General features: G+C 65.1%; 24 protein-coding genes and 2 tRNA genes. 12 read left to right on the top strand and 14 right to left on the bottom strand.

The window, feature by feature from the left end:
- Positions 1-14: 14 nt before the first annotated feature.
- From KM135_RS12295 to KM135_RS12250, 10 genes are all read right to left on the bottom strand, one after another.
- Positions 15-1,655, bottom strand: a complete 1,641-nt coding sequence (locus tag KM135_RS12295) for a GMC family oxidoreductase (protein WP_221714321.1) — start codon at positions 1,653-1,655, stop codon at positions 15-17.
- Between the two features lie 96 nt (positions 1,656-1,751).
- Entirely contained in the window at positions 1,752-1,892 is a 141-nt protein-coding gene (locus KM135_RS12290) for a hypothetical protein (protein ID WP_246606094.1), read from the bottom strand.
- A 75-nt stretch (positions 1,893-1,967) separates the two neighbouring features.
- On the bottom strand, positions 1,968-2,741 hold the full coding sequence (locus tag KM135_RS12285; protein ID WP_221714320.1) for an MBL fold metallo-hydrolase: 774 nt from the start codon (positions 2,739-2,741) through the stop codon (positions 1,968-1,970).
- Between the two features lie 4 nt (positions 2,742-2,745).
- Positions 2,746-3,528 (bottom strand): TatD family hydrolase, encoded by a 783-nt coding sequence (locus tag KM135_RS12280; RefSeq protein ID WP_221714319.1) that lies wholly within the window; start codon positions 3,526-3,528, stop codon positions 2,746-2,748.
- Positions 3,528-5,087 carry a methionine--tRNA ligase gene (gene metG / locus KM135_RS12275; protein WP_221714318.1) on the bottom strand — a complete coding sequence of 520 codons (1,560 nt, stop codon included), beginning with the start codon at positions 5,085-5,087 and terminating at the stop codon, positions 3,528-3,530. The genes KM135_RS12280 and metG overlap by 1 nt, the downstream gene beginning before the upstream one ends.
- A gap of 185 nt (positions 5,088-5,272) precedes the next feature.
- Entirely contained in the window at positions 5,273-6,265 is a 993-nt protein-coding gene (locus tag KM135_RS12270) for an AAA family ATPase (protein WP_221714317.1), read from the bottom strand.
- Complete coding sequence (tmk, locus tag KM135_RS12265) at positions 6,262-6,891, bottom strand: dTMP kinase (RefSeq protein WP_221714316.1); 630 nt, start codon at positions 6,889-6,891, stop codon at positions 6,262-6,264. The genes KM135_RS12270 and tmk overlap by 4 nt, the downstream gene beginning before the upstream one ends.
- A 7-nt stretch (positions 6,892-6,898) precedes the next feature.
- On the bottom strand, positions 6,899-8,059 hold the full coding sequence (locus KM135_RS12260) for a D-alanyl-D-alanine carboxypeptidase family protein (protein ID WP_221714315.1): 1,161 nt from the start codon (positions 8,057-8,059) through the stop codon (positions 6,899-6,901).
- Positions 8,060-8,106: 47 nt separating this feature from the next.
- A complete protein-coding gene (locus KM135_RS12255; RefSeq protein ID WP_246606032.1) occupies positions 8,107-9,231 on the bottom strand; it encodes a septal ring lytic transglycosylase RlpA family protein in 1,125 nt (374 codons plus the stop codon).
- Positions 9,215-10,318 (bottom strand): lytic murein transglycosylase, encoded by a 1,104-nt coding sequence (locus KM135_RS12250; RefSeq protein WP_221714314.1) that lies wholly within the window; start codon positions 10,316-10,318, stop codon positions 9,215-9,217. Before KM135_RS12250 ends, KM135_RS12255 begins: the two co-directional genes overlap by 17 nt.
- 155 nt (positions 10,319-10,473) lie before the next feature.
- On the opposite strand from KM135_RS12250, the gene KM135_RS12245 reads away from it, so the two are divergent.
- The 3 genes from KM135_RS12245 (at position 10,474) to KM135_RS12235 (ending at position 11,831) form a co-directional block, all read left to right on the top strand.
- Positions 10,474-10,563: transfer RNA gene (locus KM135_RS12245), tRNA-Ser, on the top strand.
- 29 nt (positions 10,564-10,592) lie between these two features.
- Positions 10,593-11,495: a bifunctional methylenetetrahydrofolate dehydrogenase/methenyltetrahydrofolate cyclohydrolase FolD gene (folD, locus tag KM135_RS12240; protein WP_221714313.1), complete on the top strand. Its 903-nt coding sequence runs from the start codon at positions 10,593-10,595 to the stop codon at positions 11,493-11,495.
- An 18-nt stretch (positions 11,496-11,513) separates the two neighbouring features.
- Positions 11,514-11,831 (top strand): YnfA family protein, encoded by a 318-nt coding sequence (locus KM135_RS12235; protein ID WP_221714312.1) that lies wholly within the window; start codon positions 11,514-11,516, stop codon positions 11,829-11,831.
- On the opposite strand, the gene KM135_RS12230 is transcribed toward KM135_RS12235, so the two are convergent.
- The gene (locus tag KM135_RS12230; protein ID WP_221714311.1) at positions 11,832-12,845 is read right to left on the bottom strand and encodes a methyltransferase; all 1,014 of its coding nucleotides are present in this window, start codon (positions 12,843-12,845) and stop codon (positions 11,832-11,834) included. It lies immediately after the preceding gene.
- Between the two features lie 121 nt (positions 12,846-12,966).
- Here KM135_RS12230 and murI point away from each other — a divergent pair, with 121 nt between their 5' ends.
- Positions 12,967-13,779, top strand: coding sequence for a glutamate racemase (murI, locus tag KM135_RS12225; protein ID WP_221714310.1), 813 nt, complete (start codon positions 12,967-12,969; stop codon positions 13,777-13,779).
- Positions 13,780-13,884: 105 nt separating this feature from the next.
- Positions 13,885-15,105, top strand: coding sequence for a 5-aminolevulinate synthase (gene hemA, locus KM135_RS12220; protein WP_221714309.1), 1,221 nt, complete (start codon positions 13,885-13,887; stop codon positions 15,103-15,105).
- A gap of 6 nt (positions 15,106-15,111) precedes the next feature.
- On the opposite strand, the gene KM135_RS12215 is transcribed toward hemA, so the two are convergent.
- A complete protein-coding gene (locus KM135_RS12215) occupies positions 15,112-15,555 on the bottom strand; it encodes a hypothetical protein (protein WP_221714308.1) in 444 nt (147 codons plus the stop codon).
- Positions 15,556-15,615: 60 nt separating this feature from the next.
- Between KM135_RS12215 and KM135_RS12210 the strand changes: the two genes are divergently transcribed.
- Entirely contained in the window at positions 15,616-16,296 is a 681-nt protein-coding gene (locus KM135_RS12210; protein ID WP_221714307.1) for a spermidine synthase, read from the top strand.
- Here the strand turns inward: KM135_RS12210 and KM135_RS12205 are convergent.
- Positions 16,293-18,386 carry a putative bifunctional diguanylate cyclase/phosphodiesterase gene (locus tag KM135_RS12205; protein WP_221714306.1) on the bottom strand — a complete coding sequence of 698 codons (2,094 nt, stop codon included), beginning with the start codon at positions 18,384-18,386 and terminating at the stop codon, positions 16,293-16,295. The two genes, KM135_RS12210 and KM135_RS12205, sit on opposite strands and share 4 nt — an antisense overlap.
- 68 nt (positions 18,387-18,454) lie before the next feature.
- Between KM135_RS12205 and moaA the strand changes: the two genes are divergently transcribed.
- The 3 genes from moaA (at position 18,455) to KM135_RS12190 (ending at position 20,402) form a co-directional block, all read left to right on the top strand.
- Positions 18,455-19,486 carry a GTP 3',8-cyclase MoaA gene (gene moaA, locus KM135_RS12200; protein ID WP_221714305.1) on the top strand — a complete coding sequence of 344 codons (1,032 nt, stop codon included), beginning with the start codon at positions 18,455-18,457 and terminating at the stop codon, positions 19,484-19,486.
- A gap of 5 nt (positions 19,487-19,491) precedes the next feature.
- A complete protein-coding gene (locus tag KM135_RS12195) occupies positions 19,492-20,262 on the top strand; it encodes an NAD kinase (RefSeq protein WP_221714304.1) in 771 nt (256 codons plus the stop codon).
- A 65-nt stretch (positions 20,263-20,327) separates the two neighbouring features.
- A tRNA-Asn gene (locus KM135_RS12190) sits at positions 20,328-20,402 on the top strand.
- A gap of 117 nt (positions 20,403-20,519) precedes the next feature.
- On the opposite strand, the gene KM135_RS12185 is transcribed toward KM135_RS12190, so the two are convergent.
- Positions 20,520-21,167, bottom strand: a complete 648-nt coding sequence (locus KM135_RS12185; protein ID WP_221714303.1) for a TetR/AcrR family transcriptional regulator — start codon at positions 21,165-21,167, stop codon at positions 20,520-20,522.
- An 89-nt stretch (positions 21,168-21,256) separates the two neighbouring features.
- Between KM135_RS12185 and KM135_RS12180 the strand changes: the two genes are divergently transcribed.
- The 3 genes from KM135_RS12180 to KM135_RS19785 all read left to right on the top strand — a co-directional run bounded on the left by KM135_RS12180 (position 21,257) and on the right by KM135_RS19785 (position 23,272).
- On the top strand, positions 21,257-22,150 hold the full coding sequence (locus KM135_RS12180) for an NAD(P)/FAD-dependent oxidoreductase (RefSeq protein ID WP_221714302.1): 894 nt from the start codon (positions 21,257-21,259) through the stop codon (positions 22,148-22,150).
- Positions 22,151-22,206: 56 nt separating this feature from the next.
- Positions 22,207-22,587, top strand: coding sequence for an antibiotic biosynthesis monooxygenase family protein (locus tag KM135_RS12175; protein WP_221714301.1), 381 nt, complete (start codon positions 22,207-22,209; stop codon positions 22,585-22,587).
- 85 nt (positions 22,588-22,672) lie between these two features.
- On the top strand, positions 22,673-23,272 hold the full coding sequence (locus KM135_RS19785) for a methyltransferase family protein (RefSeq protein WP_246606030.1): 600 nt from the start codon (positions 22,673-22,675) through the stop codon (positions 23,270-23,272).
- The last annotated feature ends 346 nt before the right edge of the window (positions 23,273-23,618 follow it).

Raw genomic sequence — 23,618 nt, 5'->3', positions numbered from 1 at the left:
GGAACGATTTTCTATCATTTCCGAGCAACCGACTCCGGCGGCAGCACGGCCGCCGGCAAAGCGGGCTTGCCGAGGATCTTGTCTGCCCCGCGCTCGCCGATCATGACGCAGGCGGCATTGCTGTTGCCGCCGACCATCATCGGCATCACCGAGGCATCCGCGACGCGCAGCCCTTCGATGCCGTGCAACTTGAGATCGGGATCGACCACGGCGTCCTTGTCCGTGCCCATGCGGCAGGTCCCGCCCGGGTGATGGACGGTGTAGCCGGCCGAGCGGATGAAGGCCTTGATGTCCTCGTCGCTCTGCACGTCCGGACCGGGAGCGACTTCGACGCCCTGATATTTCTCGAAGCTCGGCGCCTGGAAGGCGCGGCGCGCGATCCTGAGCGCGCGAACCAGCGTCTCGATGTCGTCCTCGACCGAGAGAAGTTGCGGATCGATCAGCGGCGCGTCGCGCACGTCCGCCGAGGCAAGCCGCAACGTGCCGCGCGCCTTCGGGTAGAGGCCGACCGGGCTGATCGCATAGCCATGGCCGATCGGCAGCGGGATCTTGGTCGTCAGCCGCTTGGCCGGCTGGAACACGAACTGCACGTCCGGCTTGGAGAGCGACGGTTCGGTCTTCAGGAAGGCGACGGACTCGAAGACATTGCCGGCGAACGGCCCGGTCCGGTTCCAGAGATACTGGATGACGTTCCAGGCGCCGCGCGGCAGCGCCTTCCAGCTCACGCCATAGGAGGTGATATTGTCCGTTTCCATATGGATCGGGCAGGCGACATGGTCGTGATAATTGCCGCCGACGCCGGGCAGATCGTGGACAATATCGACGCCAAGCTCGCGCAGATGGGCGCCAGGGCCGACGCCCGAGGCCAGCAGGATCTGTGGCGACTGGACCGCGCCGGCGCACAGCACGACTTCCGCCCTCGCGCTGATCTCGCGCCCATCGGTCAGCAGCACGCCGGTCGCGCGCTTGCCCTCGAACAGGATGCGCGCCACCTGTGCCTGCGTCAGAACGCTGAGATTACGCCGGCTCTTCGCGGCGGGCCAGAGCATCGATCGCGCCGTGGATTCGCGCAGGCCGTCGCGGATCAGGCCCTGACGGAAGCCATAGCCTTCGCTGTCCGGCCCGTTGAAGTCCGCTCGCGCCGGGAACTGGAGCGAAGCCAAAGCCGCCATATAATCATAGTTCAGCTGATTGGGATTGCGCACGAACTTGACGTTGATCGGCCCGCCTTTGCCGTGAAACACGGACTCCGGGAAATCCTCGTTATTCTCGTTGCGCGTGAAATAGGGGAGCACCTCGCGATAGCTCCAGCCCTTGGCGCCCATATCGTCCCAGGTGTCGAAATCGGTCGGGTGGCCTCGGAAATAGACCATGCCGTTGATCTGCCCTGAGCCGCCGAGCACCTTGCCACGGGGCACGCCGATGCGCCGCCCGGCCATGCCCGGCTGCGGCACTGTCTCGAAGCGCCAGTTGAGCGACTTGGTGTTGATCGCCGCCGCAACGCCCGAGGGCACATGGATGAAGGGATGCGTGTCGTTGCCGCCCGCCTCGAGCAGGGCCACGGTGCGGTCCTCGCGCTCGGAAAGCCGCGCCGCCAGTGCCGCGCCGGACGAACCGCCGCCGACCACTACATAATCAAACTCCAAGACCGGCATCGACCCTCCTTCTCCTCTGAACGGAAGACTAGGGAGCAAGCCCGGCCAAGGCTTGGCAGGGAACGAAGCGGGCTTGCACCCGCGCGAACGCCCGCCTCAGCCCGGTGCCGCGCAGCAACTGGACCAATAGGCCGCGCCACCAGCGATCACGCCGAAAATGACGATCCAGATCAGCGCCAGCTTGAGCAGATTGCCGGGCGGCAGCCTGCGCCAGGCAAGGCCGCTGCCGACCAGCACCAGAGCCAGCGCGATGTAGATGATCCGGGCGATATCCTCGGTCAGGGCTATCCTCTCCTTCCGCCACCGCCGCGCTCAGAGCGTGACGGTGAGCCCGTCATAGCCCGGCTCGACGCCCTCGGGAAGCGATGCCGCGAGCGTCGCGTAATCGAGGCTCTGGTCCATATGGGTGAGGATGGCCCGGCTGGGCCGGATCGCGGCGATCGCATCGAGCGCCATGCCGAGATGCGGATGCGTCGGATGCGGTTTTTCGCGCAGGGCATCGATGACGAGGCAATCAACGCCCGTGTAGAGCGCGATCATGTCGTCGGTCAAAGCACTGAAATCAGTCGCATAACCGATCGAGGCACCCTCGAAATCGAAGCGGAACCCGCTCGAATAGATCGACCCGTGCGGCTGATCGACATGCGTCACCGCGATGTCGCCGATGGTAACCCCACCGACCGGCAACTCATGCTCCTCGATCGTCGGGCGATAACCCTGCCCGCCGTCGAAGGCATAGTCGAACCGCATCTTCAGCTTCGACATGGTCGCCCGATGGGCAAAGCCGGGCACGGGCGTCCCGCGAAAATGCATGACCTGACGAAGGTCGTCGAGACCGTGGGTATGGTCCGCATGATCGTGGGTCCAGAGCACACCATCGAGATGGATCACGTCGGCCGCCAATAGCTGCGCGCGCATGTCCGGCGAGGTATCGACCAGAAGCCGCGTCTTCGGGCTCTCGACGAGGATCGACACGCGCGTGCGCCGATTGCGCGGATTGGCGGGATCGCACTTGCCCCAGTCATTGCCGATGCGCGGCACGCCGGACGACGTTCCGCTCCCCAGCATCACGAGTTTCAATGTCATGACGTCAAACTGCCGGGGCGCTCTTGCTGAAAAGCGTGAAGAAATTGCGCGTCGTCGCCGCTTCCAATTCCTCGACCGTCTCTCCGCGCAGATCGGCGAGGAACCGCGCTGTGTCCGCCACATAGGCCGGCTCGCAGGTCCGCCCGCGATGCGGCACCGGCGCGAGGAAGGGCGAGTCCGTCTCGACCAGCAGGCGATCCGCCGGGATGCGCGCCGCAGTTTCCTGCAGCGCCTTGGCGTTCTTGAAGGTCACGATACCGGAAATGCTGATGTAGAAGCCCAGCTCCAGCGCGATGTCGGCGAATTCGCCGTTCGCCGTGAAGCAGTGAATGACGCCTGGATAGGCGCCCTGCCCCATCTCGTCGCGCAGGATAGAGGCCGTGTCGTCCTCCGCGTCGCGTGTATGGACGATCAGCGGCAGGCCCGTCTCGCGCGACGCCGCGATATGCGCGCGGAAGCTCGTCTGCTGCTGGGCGCGGTCGCTATGATCGTAATAATAATCGAGGCCCGTCTCGCCAATGCCGATCACCTTGGGATGCGCTGCCCGTGCGACCAGCTTGGCGGTATCGACATGGGCATGGCTGTCCGCCTCATGCGGGTGGATGCCGACGGTCGCCCAGACATCGCTTTCCCGCTCGGCCGTGCCGATGATCGCATCCCATTCCCGCTCGCGGGTCGAGATGTTGAGCATCGTGCCGATACCTGCGGCGCGCGCCCGCGCCAGCACGCCTGCCTGATCCTCGACGAGGCCCTCATAATTGAGGTGGCAATGGCTATCGACCAGCATCACTCGGCCTCGGCAGGCAATTCGAGGCGCGGGAACAGCGGCTTGGGCGCGGCGAGGACGAAACCTCCAGCGCGCAAGCTCTCGTACCAGTCGACGCTCTCGCCATAGCCGCGCGCGTCCGCCGGCACGCCCATATGATCGAGCAGAGCCGTCGCGCTGGTCGGGATGACGGGCGAGATCGCCACCGCCAGTTCGGCGATCGCGACATAGAGCGTCGCCAGCACGGCTTCCATGCGCGCCGGATCGGTCTTGCGCAGGGCCCAGGGCGCCTGCGCATCGATATAGGCATTGCAGGCATAGCAGGCGCGCAGCCAGGACTGTATCGCTTCATGCGGCGCGAGCTTTTCGAATGCGCGAGGCATGTCGGTCACGGCCTCGCGCACGGCGGCCAGCAGCGCCTCGTCATCGGCCGTTGCAGCCGGCTCCGGCAGGCGGCCTTCGAGGTTCTTAGCGATGAAGCTCAACGTGCGCTGGGCGAGATTGCCGAATGCATTGCCAAGCTCGGTATTCGTCCTGTGAACAATGGCTTCCGCGCTATAGCTTCCATCATTTCCGAAGCCGACTTCCGCCAGCAGGAAATAGCGCAGCGCGTCCACGCCGAACGCTTCGGCCAGTTCCTTGGGATCAGCGACATTGCCGAGCGACTTGGACATCTTCTCGCCGCGGTTGAGCAGGAAGCCATGCCCGAAGATCTTCCCCGGCAGCGGCAAATTCGCGCTCATCAGGAAGGCCGGCCAGTAAACTGTATGAAAACGCACGATATCCTTGCCGATGATGTGGACGATGTCGCTTTCCGGCCCCCAATAGCGGGCCATGCGCTCAGTATCGTCGGGATAGCCGCATCCGGTCAGATAATTGGTGAGCGCGTCGACCCAGACATACATGACATGATCCGGAGATCCGGGGACCTTCACGCCCCAGTCGAAGCTGGTCCGCGACACCGACAGATCGCGCAGGCCGCCTTCGACGAACCGCAGGATTTCGTTGCGACGGCTTTCGGGCTGGATGAAGTCGGGCTGCTCCGCATAGAGCGCCAGTAGCTTGTCTTGATAATTGGAGAGCCGGAAGAACCAGCTTTCCTCGACGGTCCACTCGACGGGCGTGCCCTGCGGCGAGAGCTTGGCGCCATCGGTCCCTTCGACCAACTCGCTCTCGTCATAATAGGCTTCGTCGCGGACCGAGTACCACCCCTCGTAGCGATCGAGATACAGGTCGCCATTGGCGGCCATCGCTTCCCAGATCGCCTGGCTCGCGGCATGATGCACCGGCTCGCTGGTCCGGATGAAACGATCGTAACTGATCCCAAGAAGGTCATCCATCTCCTTGAAATAACTTGCCATCTCATCGACAAACTCGCGTGGGGTGATACCCAGGCCGCGCGCGGTCTGCGCGACTTTAAGGCCATGCTCGTCGGTCCCGGTCTGGAAGAAGACGTCGCGCCCCATCATCCGCGCCGCCCGCGCGAACACGTCCGTGGCGATCGCCTCATAGGCGTGGCCAATATGCGGACGACCATTGGGATAAGCGATGGCGGTCGTGATGGTGAGCGGCTTGGGCATGGTTTCCTGCTGAGCTTGCCGGCCGCCTCTCCTCGACCGATTGGATTGGCGCCTCTCTAGCTGTGCGGACCGGCGATTCCTAGCCTAACAAGACATCGTCGTGCTCCTGCGAAGGCAGGGACCCAAGGCGAATGAAGCTGTCGGCTGAATGATGGGCTCCTGCCTTCGCGGGAGCACGCATTCCCTCAGACCCGCTCTTGCCCCAGATCCATCACCGTCTCGCACAGCGTATAGACCAAGGCGCCGGGTTCGAGCTGCAACGGCGTTACGGCCCCTGCCCCGAGCCGCTGCGCTTCTTCATAGGCGCCGATCCCACGCCCGAGCGCTGGGCCACCAGCGCCGCGCATCCGCCGAGCGATGAACTTCGGGACCATCTCCACGAACGCTTCGAGCCGTGGCCGCGCGGCGACGCCGGAGAGCGCGCTCATGAGCCGCGCCCGTTCGGTGTCCGCACCGTGGCCGCCCCGCGCGACCGTCTCCAGCGATTGCTCCAGCGCCGGTAGGTCCAGCTCTCGCGTTGCGACCGCCTGACCGGGCGATCCTTCGGCCGGGCCGATCAGCCGGGCACGCTCCGCAGCGGGTACCTCAGGCAGCGCCTGGGCCAGCGCCATCGTCATGACGTCATCATCAAGCGTCTGAAAACGCATCATTCTACATCGCGAGCGGATCGTCGGCAGCAGCCGTCCGGGCCGATGCGCGACGAGCAGGAAGACGGCGCCGGCCGGCGGTTCTTCGAGGCTCTTGAGCAGCGCGTTGGCGGCGCCGGTCTCCAGGTCGTCGGCACTGTCGATCAGCACGACCCGCCGCGTGCCCAGCGCCGGAGCACTATGGAGTAGCCGGGCAAGGCCGCGAATCTGATCGACCGTGATGTTCCGCGCGAGCGTTCCGCCCTCGCCGCCCTTGCTGTCCCGTTCCAGACGCTCGAGCCGCATGAAATCGGGATGCGCGCCGGATGCCAGCAGCTTGACCGCCATGTCGTCATCATTCGGCGCCAGTCGGTCCGCCAGCACGCTGCGCCCCGCGCCCGAGACCAGCAGCCGCTTGGCGAAATCATAGGCAATGCCGGCCTTACCGATGCCCTTCGGCCCCGCGAAGATCCAGCCATGATGCAGCCGCGCCTCGCCGCTGGCCGTGATCAACGTCTGGATCTGCGCATCATGGCCGAGCCAGTCGGTCATGGCAGCCAGTCGGAGAGCGCATCGAGCAGGCGCGCACCTACCGTCTCGACCGAGCCGCTTGCGTCAATCCGGCGGAAACGCGCCGGCTCCGCATCGGCAAAGCGCTCGAAGGCAGCCGCGACCGCACTATGGAAATCGGCCTCGCGCCCGCCGATGCGATCGGCCTCGCCGGCATCGCGAACGCCCGCCCGTTCGCTGCTCTCCCCGAGCGGCAGGCGCAGCAGCAGGGTGCGATCCGGCAGCAGTCCGGCAGAGCCGACGCCGTGCAGGGCCATGATGTCCTCATCGCTCAGCACATTGCCGACGCCCTGATAGGCGCGGCTCGAATCGAGAAACCGGTCGCAGATCACCCATTTGCCGGCCTCGACCGCTGGCAGGATGGTCCGCGCGACATGATCGGCCCGTGCGGCAGCGAACAGCAGCGCCTCGGCGCGGATGGTCCAACGATCCGCAGCACCCGAGAGCAGCAGCCCGCGAATGGCCTCCGCGCCTTCGCTTCCGCCCGGCTCGCGTGTCAGTACGGTCTCGATGCCGCGCTCGGCCAGTGCCGCTGCCAGCAGACGCGCCTGAGTGGACTTGCCGACGCCTTCGCCGCCCTCCAGCGTGATGAAGCGGCCGCGAGGCACTCCCGGCTCAGCCGAACAGCGAGAGGAAGCCGGTCCAGAGCCGGCCGAAGAAGCCCGCTTCGGACACGGCCGCATTGGCGACCAGCGGCAAGGACTGCGTCGTACCATCGCCGGCATCGACGATCAGCTGCGCGACCGGCTGGCCTTGCTCGATCGGCGCCTTGATCGGGCCGTTATAGACGATGCGGCCCTTCACCGGGCCATTGGCGGACAAAGGGATCGTCGCGACGAGATCGCGCGGCGCCACGAGTTCGACACTGCGCGACCAGCCACCCTGCACCTGCGCCTCGCCCATCACCGTGCCCTTCTTGGCGAGCGGCCGCACTTTCCAGGCCTTGAAGCCCCAGTCCATGAACCGCACCGACTCGTCGATGCGGCCATTGAAGCTGGTCAGACCCGCAACGACCATGACCAGACGGCGGCCATTTTGAACGGCCGATCCGGTGAAACCAAAGCCGGCTTCCTCCGTGTGACCGGTCTTGAGACCGTCGGCGCCGGTGATCTTGCCGAGGATCGGGTTGCGATTGGCCTGACTGATTGCGGCGCCGCTGCCGAGCGTCTTGCCCCAGGTGAACGAGGTCGTCGCATAGAATTGCCGATAGAGATCCGGCGTTTCCTCGACCGTGGCGCGCGCGAGCACAGCGAGATCGCGGGCGGTCACATAGGTGCGCCCCTCGTCCGGCCAGCCATTGCTGTTGCCGAAATGGCTGTTGGAAAGGCCGAGCCGCTTGACTTCGGCATTCATGAGATCGGTGAAAGCCTCTTCCGAGCCGGCAATGCCCTCGGCCAGGACGACGCAGGCATCGTTGCCGGAGAGCGTCACGATACCGTGCAGCAGATTCTCGACCGAAACCTGCTCATTTACGGCCAGGAACATGGTCGATCCCTGGCTATGCCATTTGCGCCAGGTTTCCGGGCGCACGGTGAAGCTCTGGTTGAGCTTGAGCTTGCCTTCCTTGATCAATTTGAAGGCGACGTGAGTCGTCATCATCTTGGCCATGGAGGCGGGCGGGATGCGCCGATCGGCATCGCGCTGGAACAGCACCCGGCCCGAGGCCAGGTCGATCATGTAAGCGACGGGAGCAGTGCTGTTATAGCTTGGCGTGCTCGCCGCGGCACTCGTCGCGAGAAGCGGGAGTGCCAGGGCAAACGGCAGGAAAGAGCGCATCGAGAAATCCGGTCATGACGAACATTCGAGCGCGGCGACGCCAGCGCTCAGCGAGCGTCATTAGCCATCAGGCGCGCCTCTGCATAGCCCTTGGCGCGGACCTGACCGAGCGATCCGCTCGCGGCCGCTTCCGTTGGGAAGGGACCGGTGCGGACGCGGAAGAGGCTACCGATCGGCATGACGTAGCCGCCTACGGAGCGCGCCAGCGCATCGGCCTTGGCGCGCGAGGAAAGTGCCGCGATCTGAACCACATAGCCGCCGCGACGGGCCAAGGGCGCCGGGGCGGGAGCCGGACGCTCGGCAGGCGGCGCAGCCGCGGGGCGGGGCACCGGCGGCCGGGGTGTCGGGCGCGAATGCTGGACGGGCACGACCTTGCGGATCGGTTCGTTTGCGCCAGGCTGAGGCGCCGGTGCGGCAGCGGCCAGCGGCGGCATCACCGCGAGCGTGCGAACCGGTCCCGCCAGCGGCACCGGCGCCCTCGGCAGGCGCTTCACCAGGGCCGTGCGCAGGCCAGCCGGCGTCTCGATCCGCTCGGCGAGCTTGCCGCCATTGCGCAGCACCTGCCGGTCCTGCTCGGTCGGGCTGACCTTGCGCACGCGGACGGCGGACGTCCCGTCGATCGCGGTCAGGCCGAGCTGACGCGCCGCGCCGGGCGAAAGCGCGATGACACGATCGTTCAGCAGCGGCCCGCGATCGTTGACGCGCACGAGAATGGTCTTGCCGGTGTCGAGCGCCGTCACCTCGACATAGCTCGGCATCGGCAAGGTGCGGTGCGCCGCACTGATCGCGCCGGGCACATAGGCCTCGCCATTGGCGGTGTGGCGGCCATCGGCGGTTTCCCAGAGCACGGCAGCGTAACCGACTTCGTCATAGGTCGCGGCCGGGGCCGGCGCATAAGCCTTGCCGTCGATCATGTAGGGATCGCCGACCACAACACGCTCGTCGCTCATCGGCGTCACGAGATGCACCGGCTCGTCCGGTGCCATCGGCGCTTCAGGCAGGGCGTCATAGGCGCTGTCGGATGCGGCCGGTGTCCGGATGCCTTCGCCGGGCAGGTTCACGGCAAGTCGTTCGCGCGGACGGCTGTCGTCCCGGCCATCGATCATGCCACAGGCGGCGAGCGGCGCGAGCGCCAGCACTGCCGCGAAAATCTTCCTACCGCCCGACCTCATCTGCAAGGAGCCCCACTGACAGCGCGTAAAAATTGGAACAATTATAGTCCAATATCGCGCGATAGTTACCAGTGAGTAAGTATGCAGTGTTGCCGGGGCCATCCGGCTCCAAAAGACTGGCCTGTATCTCGCCGCGCGGCCAGTTTCCGCTGACGGTCGTGATGCCCAGCGCCTGCCATTCCTTCATGCTGAGCCAGCGGCTGTGCCGCTCGAACACGCGGCGGCAGCGCGGCGCGACGGTGCGGTTGACGACCTCGGACCGGTCGAACCCGGCGGGCACGCGCACCGCGACGCCCCAGGGCTCGCCCTTGCGCCATCCGGCCCGGACGAAATAATTCGCGATGCTGGCCAGCGCATCCGCCTGGCTCGACCAGATATTGGGCTGACCGTCGCCATCGGCATCGCGAGCGTCGCGCAGATAGACGGTCGGCAGGAACTGCGGATAGCCGAACGCCCCGGCATAGCTCCCTACCAGCCGCTCGCGCGGAATCCCCCGCTGCATCATCTGCATGACTGCGAGCAGCTCCGGCTCGAACAGCTCGCGCCTGCGCCCCTCATAAGCCAGCGTCGCCAGCGAGCGCAGCAGGTCGAAATCGCCGGTGATCGTCCCGTAATTCGTCTCGTGGCCGAAAATGGCGACCATGATGGACTCCGGCACGCCCGTGTCGCGCTCGATACCGGTCAGGAGGGCACGGTTGGCGGAATAAACGGCTCTCCCCCGCGCAATCTTCGAGGCATCAATGTGCTTCCGGCGATAGGGTTCGAAATCGGGGATCGGCGCATTGTCCGCAACCGGCAGATTGCCCCGATCAAGCGCCGCCACGCGCGGATTGAAGGTCAGCCCGGCGATCGTCCGGTCGAAGGTCGCATCACTGACGCCCTTGGCCCGCGCTTTGGGCCGCAGCCCCTCCAGATAGCGCGCGAATCCGCTCGCCGTTTCGGCGCCGACCGCCGCCGTCGAGGACGGCAGCGGCGCGCCGGCATTGGTCACCTGCTGGCTATGCGCTCCCTGTCCGCCCGCAAGGCAGACCAGAGCGGCCAGGCTGACGAGACGGAGCTGGCGAAGCGGGAAGCGGAGAACGGACATGTCCTTATAGTGGCAGACTTTATCGGCGAGGCAAGGCGCGCCGTGCCGCCCCGGCCCCGATCCAGCGCTCGGCTCGGCCCACGCTCGCCCCTTCCCTCCCGTCGCGCTTTGGACTAGGCCCGCTCGCAAGCGCGGCCCTGCACGGGGCCGCATGCGGACAGGTGGCCGAGTGGTTTAAGGCAGCGGTCTTGAAAACCGCCGTGGGTTTGCGCTCACCGTGGGTTCGAATCCCACCCTGTCCGCCAACAGGCTTTGAGATGAAAGGACGATTCCCGTGACTTCGACGGCCCTGAAGGCGGAGCAGACTGGCGCCAAGCTCATCGACGGCAAGGCTGTCGCGCTGAAAATGCGTGAAGCGCAGCGCGCGCGAGTCGAGGCGCTGCAGGCGACCGGCGTGACGCCGGGCCTCGCGGTCGTACTGGTCGGAGACGACGCCGCGTCTAGCATCTATGTGAGCCGCAAGGTCAAGGCGTGCGAGGCGGTCGGCATCAAGTCGATCAGCCATCGCCACCCGTCCAGCATCACCAACGAGGAGCTGCTGGTCCTGATCGGCAAGCTCAATGCCGATCCCAATGTTCACGGCATCCTCGTCCAGTTGCCCCTGCCCGCCCATATCGACATGGCCAAAGTGCTGGAGACGATCGCGCCGGAAAAGGATGTGGACGGCTTCCACCTCTATAATGTCGGCGCGCTCGTCGTCGGCCGCCAGATTTTCCCGCCCTGCACGCCCTATGGCGTCATGCATCTGCTCGAATATAGCGACATCCCCATCGAGGGCCGCAATGTCGTCGTGATCGGCGCGTCGAACATCGTCGGCAAGCCGATGGCGCTCATGCTGATGGCGCGTGACGCGACCGTCGCCATCTGCCACGCCAAGACCCGCGATCTGGGCCAGTGGACCATCCTCGCCGACATCCTCGTCGTCGCGGCCGGCGTGCCGAACCTTATCGTCCCCCAGATGGTCAAGACCGGCGCGGTGGTGATCGACGTCGGTATCAATCGCCTGCCCGATGGGAAGATCGTCGGCGATGTCGATTTCGAGGGTGTGCGCAAGAAGGCGAGCTACATCACGCCCGTCCCCGGTGGGGTCGGCCCGATGACCATCGCCATGCTGCTGGAAAACACGATCCAGTCGGCGGAACGCAAGGCGGGCTTGCGCGAGCCAGCCCACGACTGACCCTGCGCAGCCGATGGCATGAAGACATTCCTGCTCTATTCGGCGACCGCCCTCGCCGAGATTATCGGCTGCTACCTGCCATGGCTCTGGCTCAGGGGCGACAAGTCGCCCTGGCTGCTCTTGCCAGCCGCGATCAGCCTCGCGCTATTCGCCTGGCTGTTGACCCTGCACGGCACCGCTGCTGGCCGCGTCTATGCAGCTTATGGCGGCGTCTATATCGGCGCGGCGATCCTCTGGCTCTGGGCCGTCGATGGGGTCAGGCCGACGAACTGGGACTGGGCCGGCGTCGCCGTCGCGCTTGCGGGCATGAGCATCATCGCCTTTCAGCCGCGCTGATCAGGCCGCCCGCGCCTCGATCGCGGAATACCCCGCATCGATCGGCACGATCTTCGTGATGCGCAGCCCCGCTTCGCCCAGCAGAGCGTGATATTCCGCCTCGGTGCGCTCCTTGCCGCCGACCGTCAGCATGGTGAGGTCACCGCGGATCACGTCCTGATCGGCTGGGCTCACAGTCTCCGGCACTATGCGCTCGATCACGAGGATGCGGCCGTCTTCGCCGATCGCCGCGTGGCAATGCCGCAGGATGGTCAGCGAATTGGCGTCGTTCCAGTCATGCAGGATGAACTTGAGCAGGACGCAGTCGGCGCTCGCCGGTACCGTCTCGAAGAAGGAGCCGCCGACATAGCGAACGCGATCCGCGACGCCTTGCTCTGCCTGATAGGCAGTCGCGACGCCGGAAAGACTCGGCAGATCGTATATCTGGCCCGAGAGGTGCGGATTGGCTTCCAGCGGCCCGACCAGCAAGGCGCCATAGCCGCCGCCCGCATCCATCAGCAGCTGACAGTCCGAAAAATCATAGGCGCGAGCCAGTGCCCGGCCCACGCGCAAGCTGCCTTCCGCCATCGCCCGGTTGAACACATCGGCAGCACCGGTATCGGCCTGCTGCTCGGCGAAATGATCGATGCCCGAAGGCGCGGAGGCCTCGCCGGTGCGGATGCTCTGACCGATGCCGGCGAAGCTATTCCACATCCTGTCCGCCCAGTGACCGGTCATGCCGTTCAGCGAATCCGGCGTGTCGCGGCGCAGATAGTGTCCGAGCGGCGTCAAGGCGAAGCGATTGCCGGGCTGATGCTCGAGCAGGCCGAGCGTCGCGAGGCCGCGCAGCAGCCGCATGACGCCATCCTCATTGGCGCCTGCCATCGACGCGAGCGCGGAAGCCGCCATCGGGCCATCACCCAGCCTGTCGAACAGGCCGAGCTTCACGCCTTCGCCGATGACCTGCGTCTTCCAGGCGCCCGTGATCATCCCGATCACCTGATCGCGCTCCGACACCAGGGCATCCGCCATCATTCACCTCTCCTTTACCTTGTTTCTTTACTGACCGAATGATGGTGAGGACTCAATATGTTTGGCGCCGCCTGCCTCGGATGCCGCGATTGACTGCCCCGCCCTTCCGCCACAAGGTAGGCTGATGCCCGACGCCAGCACCCCTCCAGACGCGCCCGTTCTCTTCTTCGATTCCGGGGTCGGCGGCCTCTCGATTCTCGCGCCCGCCAAGACCCTCATTCCGAATATCCCGGTCGTCTATGCCGCGGACAGCGCCGGCTTCCCCTATGGCACCAAGAGCGATGCCGAGATCGCCGCCCGCGTCCCGGCGCTGCTGGGCCGCCTCGTCGAGCGCTATCGGCCGCGTATCGCCGTCATTGCCTGCAACACGGCCGCAACCATTGCGCTGACTCATGTCCGCGCCGCTCTCGACATCCCGGTGGTGGGCACGGTGCCGGCAATCAAGCCTGCCGCCATCGCCTCGAAGACCCGCGTCATCGGCGTGCTCGGCACCGAGGCGACCGTGCGCCAGCCTTATGTCGATCGCCTGACCGCCGAGCATGGCGCCGATTGCACCGTCCTGCGCCATGGCAGCGCCGCCCTGGTCGCCTATGCCGAAGCGCGGTTGCGCGGTGAGCCGGCCGACCCCGCCATTCCCGCCGACGCCCTCGCGGGTCTGCTCGATCAGCCGGGCGGAGAGCGCATGGACATGGTCGTCCTTGCCTGCACCCATTTCCCACTGGTTCGCGATGAGCTGGCAGCAGCCGCTCCCCGTCCGCTGACCTTTCTCGACGGCGGCGAGGGCATTGCGCGGCGGATCGCCTATCTGAACGGTGATGCGCCCTGGCCCGATGCGCCCCCCGAGGGGATCGCCGTGTTCACGCGCATCGACAGCTGGGTCGAAGCGCTCACCCCCGCGCTGGCCGGCTTCGGCTTGACGCGAGTCAAGGCGCTTTGATGCCGAAGCGATCAGAGAGAGTGGAAATTCTGCGAGCCATTATCAGTGGCTTTCCATGCGATAGCTCGCTAGAGGCGCGGAAGTGAGACAGGGTTGCTGCCGACGATGAATTATCAGCACGTGTTCAATCAGGCGATCGAGCGCCTGCATGCCGAAGGCCGCTACCGCGTCTTCATCGACATATTGCGCAACAAGGGCATGTTCCCCAATGCGCGCTGCTTCGCGGGGCATAACGGGCCGAAGCCGATCACCGTCTGGTGCTCGAACGACTATCTCGCCATGGGCCAGCATCCCAAGGTGATCGCAGCGATGGAAGAAGCGCTGCACGATGTCGGCGCCGGCTCGGGCGGCACGCGCAATATCGGCGGCAACACGCATTATCACGTCGATCTGGAGCATGAGCTTGCCGATCTGCACGGCAAGGAAGGCGCGCTGCTCTTCACCTCGGGCTATGTCTCGAACGAAGCGACGCTGGCGACGCTCGGCAAGATCCTGCCCGGCTGCATCATTTTCTCGGACGAGCTCAACCACGCCTCGATGATCGCGGGCATCCGCAACTCTGGCTGCGAGAAGCAGGTCTTCCGCCACAACGACCTGGCGCATCTGCGCGAGATGCTGGAAGCGGCCGATCCGGATGCGCCCAAGCTCATCGCCTTCGAGAGCGTCTATTCAATGGACGGCGACGTCGCGCCGATCTCTGAAATCTGCGATCTCGCCGACGAGTATAACGCCCTCACCTATTGCGACGAAGTCCATGCCGTCGGCATGTATGGCCCGCGCGGCGGCGGTATCACCGAGCGCGACGAGGTCGCCAACCGCGTCACCATCATCGAGGGCACGCTGGGCAAGGCGTTCGGCGTCATGGGCGGCTATATCGCGGCCGATCAGGTCATCATCGACGTAATCCGCAGCTATGCGCCCGGCTTCATCTTCACGACCTCGCTCTCGCCCGTGCTGGTCGCCGGCGTGCTCGCCGCCGTCCGTCACCTCAAGGGCAGCCAGGTCGAGCGCGATCAGCAACAGGCGGCCGCAGCCTTCCTAAAGGCCGAAATGGCCGAAAAGGGCCTGCCGGTCATGCCTTCGGTCACCCACATCGTGCCGCTGATGGTCGGCGATCCGGTCAAGGCCAAGCGGATCAGCGACATCCTGCTCGCCGAATATGGCGTCTATGTGCAGCCCATCAATTATCCGACCGTGCCGCGCGGCACCGAGCGGCTGCGCTTCACGCCCGGCCCCTCGCACTCGGAAGAGATGATGCGCGAGCTGGTCTCGGCGCTGGTCGAGATCTGGGACCGGCTGGAGCTGGAATTCCGCCAGGCCGCCTGACGCGGGCTATCCGAGACAGAAGTCCTTCAGCGCACGCGCATCATGCAGCGCGTTGTGCGGGACCTTGCTGTTCATGGCGGAACTGAAACCGACGCCGTTGATCAGTTCGAGCCGCAGGCCGTTCAGCGCGATCATCTCACCCGGCCCGGTCAGCAGGATCTGGCAGAAATGCGCGAGATCGTCCGGCCAGTCGGCGACGATCACCGGATCGGGATCGCTCGCCAGATAGACCTCCAGATGATGCGCCGCATGCTCGCGGCTCAGTTCATAGTCCAATGCCGGCGGTACGAACCGCAGATAGGGGATGACGTGCTGCTCGACCCAGGGATGTATCTCGTCCGGCAAAGGTAGCGAGACGTAGAATTCCTCGTCGCCAAATTCGGGCACCAGGGCCAGACTGATCAGCGCGCCGCCAAAGCCGTTGAACTCGGTATCCAGGAAATATCGCATGGCGGCCCTATGACGAGACGCGACCTGAGCGTAAACCCCCGGCAAAAGCGAAAGGCCCTTATGCAAGCGCGCGAACTGATCGGAACGGCGGCAGTCCCCGGCGGCGTCGAGCTAAGGCTCTTCCGGCGCGGTGGCGACTTCATGATCGTGCTCGACCGAAACGAACTGATGAGCACGCGCATGAACGGCTCGGAGATCGCGCTGGCCGAGCTCACCTGCGACCGGCTCGGGGGGCAGGGATCGCCGCATCTGCTGATCGGCGGCTATGGTATGGGCTTCACGCTCCGCGCGGCGCTCGCGCGGCTCGATGCGAAGGCACAGGTCACGGTCGCCGAACTGGTGCCGGAGATCCTCGCCTGGGCGCGCGGGCCGATGGCCGAACTGGCCGCCGATTGTCTCGACGATCCGCGCGTGCGCGTGATCGAGGATGACGTGGCCGCCCTGATCGAAGCCGGCACCGCGACTTATGACGCCATCCTGCTCGACGTCGACAATGGTCCGGACGGGCTGACGCGCATCGAGAATGACCGACTCTATTCGGCGCGGGGGCTGGCCGCCGCTCGCAGCGCGTTGAGGCCCGGCGGTGTGCTGGCGATCTGGTCTGCGGCGCCGGACAATGCCTTTGCGCGCCGCTTGTCCCAGGCCGGATTCGTGGTCGAAGAAGTCGCGGTTCGCGCACGGACGAACGGCAAGGGACCGCGCCACATCATCTGGTTCGCGATTAAGCCGAAGGTGCGTTAGGCCACCAGCCCCGCAAGCACCTCGCTCGTCACGGGCGGCGAGCGCAGGAAGCCCTGATAGCAAGTAGCGCCCGCGCGCGCGAGCAAGGCAAGCTGCTGCTCGGTCTCCACGCCTTCCGCGATCACGCCGAGATCGAGCGAGCGCGCCATGTCGATGATGGCCCGCACGATGATCCGATCGCGGCCATTGCCGGTAATGTCGCGGGCAATGCTGCTGTCGATCTTGAGATAATCGAGCGGCAGCGCCTTCAGATAGGCGAGGCTGGAGTAGCCGGTTCCGAAGTCGTCCACGGCAACAGCCAGGCCCGCCTCGCGCAATTGCATCAACAGGAGCGATGCGCTCGACAGATCCTCGACCAGCCCGCTCTCGGTCAACTCCACGGTCAGGCGATCGCGTGCAAACCCGGACTCATCGACCAGACGCAGGAAACTCGTCAGGAAGTCCGGCTCCGCGATATCGGCCGCCGTGACATTGACCGCGAGTCGCAAGTGACCCAGCGCCGCCGGCCAGGCCGCAGCCTCCGACAGCGCGCGGGCATGGATATGGTCCGAAAGCGGCAGCATGAAATCAGAGCGCTCGGCAATAGCGAACAGCGCGCCCGCGCCGATCTCGCCATAATGCGGGTGCTGCCAGCGCGCGAGCGCCTCGACGCCGACGATACCGTCGCTCGCCATGTTATATTGCGGCTGAAAGAGGATCTGGATCTGTCCGCTGTCGAGTGCATAGCGCAGGTCGTTGTGAAGGCGATCGTCGTCCACGATCCGGCTGCTGTCGTCAGCGACCCGGATGCGAATGCCGCCCTGCGCGCCCCCACGCCGGGCATCGGCGAGGGCATTGCTGGCGCGCCGCAGCACAAGCTCGGCAGGATCGCCCGGATGCCCGATCGCGATGCCGCAGCGGCTTGTCAGGCGGATCAGGAAATCGCCGGCGTTGAATGGCCGACTGATCTCGGCGATGAGCTGCCGCGCCAGCAGCGCGGCACGCTCTACCTGGGGCTCCCCTCCGCCCGGCTCGCCTGCCAGTCCGATCAGGAAATCCGTGCCGGTCAGGCGGGCGACAAGCGCGTCACGGGCTGCCATCGCATCGACGAGCCGCGTCATGCGCATGGCAACGCGCGTCAGCATCGCATCCCCCACGAGCCGGCCATAAGCGCTGTTCACCCGGTCGAACTCGCCAAGCCCGATGAGCAGGACGACCGGACGCCGTCCTTCGGCCTGCACATGATCCAGCCAGCGCACGGCACCCTGTCGGCTGCCGAGGCCGGTCATCGGATCGCGATCGCGCGAATCCGGCCGGCGATGCGTATCCAGCTCCTCGACCTCGCCACTGAATCCCTTGGAGTCCGGATAGAGATGCTGGACGAGGCGGCGCGCCTGATCGGGCACGCTGTGCGCGAAGGCGGCGGGCATCAGGTCATCGACAGCATGACGGATCGCGGCAATGGCACCGGCGCGGTCGGGACGCGGCAGGGCGCGCACAAGGTCGCTGATCGTCCAGCGGCTATGATCCACGCCCGGCGCCATGAGTTCCAGCAGCTTGGCGAGGGCCGGGCTGATCGCCAGCGTCCGCTCCGCCCCGTTCCAACGCCAGAACAGCGCATCGCTGCGCTGCACGGCATGCCGGTTGCGCGCCGCCGCCAGACTGCCGATCAGGCGCTCGGCCAGCTTGTCGGCCGCCCGCAAGGCAACTTCGAGCCGTGCCTGGTTGATCTCGCCGTCCAGCAAGTGTGTCGCCCCGGCCCGCACGAGTTCTGCGACGTGTGGTGCGCCTGCATCCTCGATCAGGATGAGCATGGCTCCGCCGGACGCTTCCACCGCATCGGCAAGGCCGGCAACCGCGGCCCGCGCCTGATCCGGCCCCAAGCCGCGTAGATCGACCAGGGCCGTGCGCGCAAGACTGCCCAGATAGCGGCTTTCGGCCCGTTCCCGGCTCCGTGCAGCCACAGGTTTCCAGCCCAGTCGGCTTGCGACAAGCGAAAGTTCGTCGCGCTGGCCCGGCGAGAGGATGAACAGCGGCAGCGCGTCGGCATCGTCCGTCAGACCGGACGCGGCATCGGCAGTGCCGTCCGTTGTTGGGCGAGAATCCGACATCGAGGCGGCTGCGACCTGTTCCAATTTTGGGCGCCGAGGTTGCGCCTTTGACAGGCATCGCCTAATTCATGCGTATGATCAACGCAATCGAGACTGGACCGGCAACGGCGAGCGGCATGCGCGATGGTCACGGCCGGCGCATCGACTATCTGCGCATCTCCGTGACGGATCGCTGTGATCTGCGCTGTCGCTATTGCATGGACGAGGTCATGCAGTTCCTTCCGCGTCGGGAAATCCTCACGCTGGAAGAAATTGCGATCATCGCCGAGCGCTTCATTGCGCGCGGCATCCGGCGCATTCGCCTCTCAGGAGGCGAGCCGCTGGTGCGCCGCGATTTCGCCGATCTCGCTTATGCCCTCGGGCGTCATGTCAAATCCGGCGCGCTCGATGAGCTTACGATGACGACCAACGGCACGCAGCTCGCGCGTCACGCCGAGATGCTGTTCGATGCCGGCATGCGCCGTATCAACGTGAGCCTGGACTCGCTCGATCCCGCAATCTTCGCGCACATCACGCGCGGCGGCGAGTTGGCCAAGGTGCTCGATGGTCTTGCGGCGGCGCGTGCGGCCGGCCTGAAGGTGAAGATCAACATGGTCGCGCTTCGCAACGTCAACGAGGATCAGGTGCTGCCGGTCCTCGACTATTGCGAGGAGCAGGGCTTCGGCCTCACCCTCATCGAGACCATGCCGCTCGGCGAGGTCGCCGATGATCGTTCGGATCGCTTCCTGCCGCTGATCGAGGCCATCGCGCCGATCCGCGAGCGGCACGACCTGATCCCGCTGGACGAGCGCACCGGCGGACCCGCGCGCTATTTCGCCCTGTCGGACATGCAGACACGTCTGGGCCTCATTACGCCGCTCTCCCACAATTTCTGCGCTGACTGCAATCGCATGCGCCTTACCTGCCAGGGCCGCATCTACATGTGCCTGGGCCATGAGGATCATGTCGATCTCAAGGCGGCTTTCCGTGAGCAGGGCGTCGCCGGCATCGATGCGCTGCTCGATCGCGCGCTCGCCACCAAGCCGATCGCGCACCAGTTCAACGTGGCGAGGGGCGCCAGTCCCTCGACACGCCGCCACATGAGCGTGACGGGCGGATAGCAATCGTGGAGCGCAAGCTGGCTCTCCTCGCCTCGCCGACCGAATCGGCGCAGGAAGCGGCACGGCGGCTGATGGCCGTCTCGACGTTCGTGCCGTTGTCCCAGGCCGATACCGTCATTGCGCTGGGAGGCGATGGCTTCATGCTCCAGACCCTGCACGGCATGCTGGAGAACCACCGGACGGTGCCGATCTTCGGTATGAATCTGGGCACCGTGGGCTTTCTGATGAACGAATGGCGGCTCGACGGACTCGACCAGCGGCTGGACCGCGCCAAAGCGTTCAAGGTCAATCCGCTGCGCATGCTGGCGACGAGCGTCACGGGTGAGCAGATCGCCCTGCCCGCCATCAACGAGGTCTCGCTGCTGCGTGAGACGCGCCAGACGGCCTGGCTTGAAGTGTCGGTCAACAACCGCGTCGTCATTCCCGAGCTGGTCTGCGACGGCGCTCTGGTCGCCACGCCGGCCGGCTCGACCGCCTATAATCTCTCGGCGCAAGGGCCGATCCTGCCACTCGATAGCGGTCTCGTCGCGCTGACACCGATCAGTCCGTTCCGCCCTCGTCGCTGGCGCGGCGCGATCCTGCCCGAGCGCACGCGCGTGAAGATGCGCGTCATCGATCCCGTCAAACGGCCGGTTTCCGCCGTGGCAGACCAACGAGAGGTGCGCGATGTCGCACAGGTCGAGATCGCCATCGACTTCGCCATGCCGCTCACCCTGCTGTTCGATCCGGAGCACACGCTGGACGATCGCATCGCCGCCGAGCAATTTATCTCCTGACGCTCTTGCAATCTTAAGAATGGCGCTGCTATAGGCGCCCCCTCGTCGGGGGAAACCCCGACTGCTCCCCGATAGCTCAGCGGTAGAGCATTCGACTGTTAATCGAATGGCCGTAGGTTCGAATCCTACTCGGGGAGCCACCGTCTTTTCCACGCATGGCGCGATGCTGCGCGCGCCAGCGTGCAATTTCTCCCCTCCCCTTCGATCTCGATAGCCCTGTTTCCAGAGCATCAGACCATCGAGGATCCTCGTCCAGGCTATCCGCCGGCGTGGCCCGCACCACCGTGCGCGGCGATGAACATGGCGACGGCCGATCGGCAATAGGATTCGATCTCGTTGTCGTCCTCTGCTCTCGCTTCGTCGAAGCGTGCGATGATCAGGAGATCGGACCCTTTGAAAAGCGCGGCAAACAAGCGGGCGGACTGGAGAGGATCGGGCACGTTCAGAGCCGCCTTCGCGTGCAACTGACGCAGCAAGGCCTCGATTTGAGCGATGATGTGGGCGGGGCCGGCTTCGTAATGGAGCTTGCTCAACGCCTGTTGATTGGGGCTGTCGGCCATGACCATGGCTTCGACACTGCGGACGCCCGGGCGCAACAGTGTGCGAAGCAATGATGTTCCCACCGCCATGAGCTGATCTTCGGCCGAACCATCGACGCCTTCGAAAAGGGCTTGTGGTATAAACTGATGGCAGCGGGCCGCAAAGGCAGCGCCAAACAGCGCCTCCTTGTTCTCGAAGTGTCGATAGATGCTGAGCTTGGATATCTTCGCCCGCTGGGCGACCATGTCCAATGTCGTCGCTTGAAAACCCAATTCCGCAAAGAGTTCGCCCGCGGCGTCGACTATGGTTTGGCCCAGCGCCTCGTTGACGGGCCGGCCGCGTCGCACCCGGCTTTTTTCGGTCATCACAATTTCGGTCCTTGACAGTATCCTAATTCCTGAATTACGATACCACGCAGTTTCATAAATGTGCAAGCCAAAGAATGGATGTTCCCATGGAAGACGTCATCATCATCGGCGGCAGCTTTGCCGGTCTCGCTGCCGCCCTGCAGCTCGGCCGTGCTCGCCGCAAGGTCACGGTCCTCGACACCGGTCGGCCGCGCAACCGCTTCGCCGGCCATTCGCATGGCATGCTAGGCCACGATCACAAGCCACCGCTGGACATCCTGGCCGAGGCGCGGGAGCAACTGACGCGCTATCCAGCGATCCGGCTGGTAAATGCGCGGGCCGAGAGCCTCTCCGGCACGATCGACGACTTTCGCGTCGTCACTGACGACAACGAAAGCCTTAGCGCGCGCCGCCTGATCCTGAGCTATGGCGTGGTCGACCAGATGCCTGATGTTCCGGGCTATGCCGAAGGCTGGGGCAGGTCCATCATACCCTGTCCCTATTGCGACGGCTTCGAAGTTGCTGGTCAGCATTGGGGCTTCGTCTGGTCCGGCCCGCAGTCGATGAATCAAGTCAGACTGTTCCACGATTGGACCGACACGTTGACGGTCCTGGCCGATGGTCACGACATTCCATCCGATGTCCGCGCTGATCTGGCGCGCCGCGGGATCCCCGTCGTCGATGGCCGGATGGCCGGGATCGCCCATCACGGGGACCATGGGGCGGCCGTCATGCTCGATACCGGTTCCAAGGTCTCGGTCGATATCCTGTTCGCGCATCCGCTCAACAAGCCGTCCGCAAGTCTGCATGAAGCACTGGGTCTCGCCACGGTCGATACGCCCCTCGGCATCGTCCTCAAGGTTGACGAGCGCCGCGAGACCAGCATGCCCGGCATCTACGCCGCGGGCGACATCACCAACCCCACCCTGCCCTCGGTCACCACGGCAACATGGCAAGGCGCCATGGCGGGCATCTTCGCCCAGCAGTCGATGCTGGTTTGAGAGCAAGCAGCATCGATCACGCCAGCTTCAATTTCACGATAGACGGGAGCGCCAACATGCCCGCCGCAAAACCATTCATCCCTCTCGACGAGAAATTTCCGTTTGACCGCCAACTCGGTGTCGCGGCAGCGCCTCTCGTGCTTATAAACCTCTTTACGGTCGTCGATCCCGCTGACGAAGCCGGGTTCCTGGACGCTTTCAGGGCGGCTGCCGAGATCATAACGAAGCAACCGGGTTTCATTTCCATGCAACTGCATCGAGTGATCGGCGATAGCCCGACTTATCTGAACTATGTGGTGTGGGAATCCACCGAGGCGGTCCGCGCCGCCTTCACTGATCCCGAGTTCCTCGCGAAACTTCCAGCATATCCGTCATCGGTCGAGGCCAGACCGCACCTGTTCCAAAAGATCGCCGTCCCTGGCTTTTGCACGGCCTGATCCGGCAAATGTGGCTCCGCGCGACGGCGGGCTTGTCCGCCCAGCAGTCGATGCTGGTTTGAGAGAACAAAGATTGGAGATGGGCATGACCGTCGAACCGGACAGCGCGGGCGTGCGCTGCCCTCCGCCCTTCGTCTATTTGGGCGCGCTACTCTTGGGGCTGGCGGCGGAGCGGTTCTTCACCCTGCGCTCTTTTGGTATCGACTGGCGGTTGCTGGCCGCGACGGGGGCGCTGCTGTTCATTGCCGGCGGCGCGACGATGCTTGCGGCGGCGGGGCTGTTCCGGCGGCTGGGCACCAGCGTTCCACCGTCGCAGCCAACGACCCTCATTGCCACGACCGGTCCTTACCGGTGGACCCGCAATCCCATGTATCTCGGCATGGCGCTTGTCTATGCCGGCCTTGCGATCGGCTTCGACGGGCCGATCGCCTTCGCGTATCCCGCCAGCGTCGGCATTTGCGACAAAACCATCGCGAGCGCTTGCGATTTCTTGTTGACCGAGGTGCGGAAGATGGGAGGGCGGCTACCGGTGCTCAGCTTCAATATGGAGCTGCGACAGGACGATATCCCTCTATCGCGTCAGTCGAAGATTTATGATCACGGCGTTGCGGTCTATTTCCAGCGCAACGAGCGGCCGATCGTGTTTGGGCGTGCCGCTTGCGCGCGCAGAAAGGCTAAGCCCTAGAGAAAGGCCGAAGCTCATGGGGCGACCTCCATTTCGCACGACTTGCTGGCCGGCACTCGCCAGTCTATGGGGTGCGGTGCAGGGGGGACGCTATGCTCAATTCCGTTGTCTGCCGTTACGAGCATTTTCTGACAGACTGGTACGCCAAATGGTGCAAAGTGCTGGGCTTTGAGCTGCTCGTCAGGGGACTGTCAGATATTTTGTGCGCGAGGCCGGTTATCGTCATCAGATGACGAACCGCTCGCCGAAGATCACGGCGAACTGGGTTTTTGCCTCGGCCCACTCGCGCGGTGGCCGTTTCCATTCATCGGCGGCCTTGTTGAGTACGAGGTATAGCAGCTTCATC

The sequence above is a fragment of the Sphingobium xanthum genome, assembly GCF_019737615.1.
Taxonomy (GTDB): domain Bacteria; phylum Pseudomonadota; class Alphaproteobacteria; order Sphingomonadales; family Sphingomonadaceae; genus Sphingobium; species Sphingobium xanthum.
Note: the sequence above shows the minus strand (reverse complement) of the source record. Positions and strands in the feature narration are given on the sequence as shown.

What these genes read in the sequence shown, in the direction of transcription:
- KM135_RS12295 (WP_221714321.1), bottom strand. Translation starts at nt 1,655, where the DNA reads ATGCCGGTCTTGGAGTTTGATTATGTAGTGGTCGGCGGCGGTTCGTCC.
- metG (WP_221714318.1), bottom strand. Translation starts at nt 5,087, where the DNA reads ATGCCCAAGCCGCTCACCATCACGACCGCCATCGCTTATCCCAATGGT.
- KM135_RS12215 (WP_221714308.1), bottom strand. Translation starts at nt 15,555, where the DNA reads ATGCGATATTTCCTGGATACCGAGTTCAACGGCTTTGGCGGCGCGCTG.
- KM135_RS12285 (WP_221714320.1), bottom strand. Translation starts at nt 2,741, where the DNA reads ATGACATTGAAACTCGTGATGCTGGGGAGCGGAACGTCGTCCGGCGTG.
- KM135_RS12175 (WP_221714301.1), top strand. Translation starts at nt 22,207, where the DNA reads ATGCCCGCCGCAAAACCATTCATCCCTCTCGACGAGAAATTTCCGTTT.
- KM135_RS12280 (WP_221714319.1), bottom strand. Translation starts at nt 3,528, where the DNA reads ATGCTGGTCGATAGCCATTGCCACCTCAATTATGAGGGCCTCGTCGAG.
- hemA (WP_221714309.1), top strand. Translation starts at nt 13,885, where the DNA reads ATGAATTATCAGCACGTGTTCAATCAGGCGATCGAGCGCCTGCATGCC.
- KM135_RS12235 (WP_221714312.1), top strand. Translation starts at nt 11,514, where the DNA reads ATGAAGACATTCCTGCTCTATTCGGCGACCGCCCTCGCCGAGATTATC.
- murI (WP_221714310.1), top strand. Translation starts at nt 12,967, where the DNA reads ATGCCCGACGCCAGCACCCCTCCAGACGCGCCCGTTCTCTTCTTCGAT.
- KM135_RS12255 (WP_246606032.1), bottom strand. Translation starts at nt 9,231, where the DNA reads ATGAGGTCGGGCGGTAGGAAGATTTTCGCGGCAGTGCTGGCGCTCGCG.
- KM135_RS19785 (WP_246606030.1), top strand. Translation starts at nt 22,673, where the DNA reads ATGACCGTCGAACCGGACAGCGCGGGCGTGCGCTGCCCTCCGCCCTTC.
- KM135_RS12260 (WP_221714315.1), bottom strand. Translation starts at nt 8,059, where the DNA reads ATGCGCTCTTTCCTGCCGTTTGCCCTGGCACTCCCGCTTCTCGCGACG.
- KM135_RS12250 (WP_221714314.1), bottom strand. Translation starts at nt 10,318, where the DNA reads ATGTCCGTTCTCCGCTTCCCGCTTCGCCAGCTCCGTCTCGTCAGCCTG.
- KM135_RS12270 (WP_221714317.1), bottom strand. Translation starts at nt 6,265, where the DNA reads ATGACCGACTGGCTCGGCCATGATGCGCAGATCCAGACGTTGATCACG.
- KM135_RS12180 (WP_221714302.1), top strand. Translation starts at nt 21,257, where the DNA reads ATGGAAGACGTCATCATCATCGGCGGCAGCTTTGCCGGTCTCGCTGCC.
- KM135_RS12185 (WP_221714303.1), bottom strand. Translation starts at nt 21,167, where the DNA reads ATGACCGAAAAAAGCCGGGTGCGACGCGGCCGGCCCGTCAACGAGGCG.
- KM135_RS12210 (WP_221714307.1), top strand. Translation starts at nt 15,616, where the DNA reads ATGCAAGCGCGCGAACTGATCGGAACGGCGGCAGTCCCCGGCGGCGTC.
- moaA (WP_221714305.1), top strand. Translation starts at nt 18,455, where the DNA reads ATGCGTATGATCAACGCAATCGAGACTGGACCGGCAACGGCGAGCGGC.
- KM135_RS12230 (WP_221714311.1), bottom strand. Translation starts at nt 12,845, where the DNA reads ATGATGGCGGATGCCCTGGTGTCGGAGCGCGATCAGGTGATCGGGATG.
- KM135_RS12205 (WP_221714306.1), bottom strand. Translation starts at nt 18,386, where the DNA reads ATGTCGGATTCTCGCCCAACAACGGACGGCACTGCCGATGCCGCGTCC.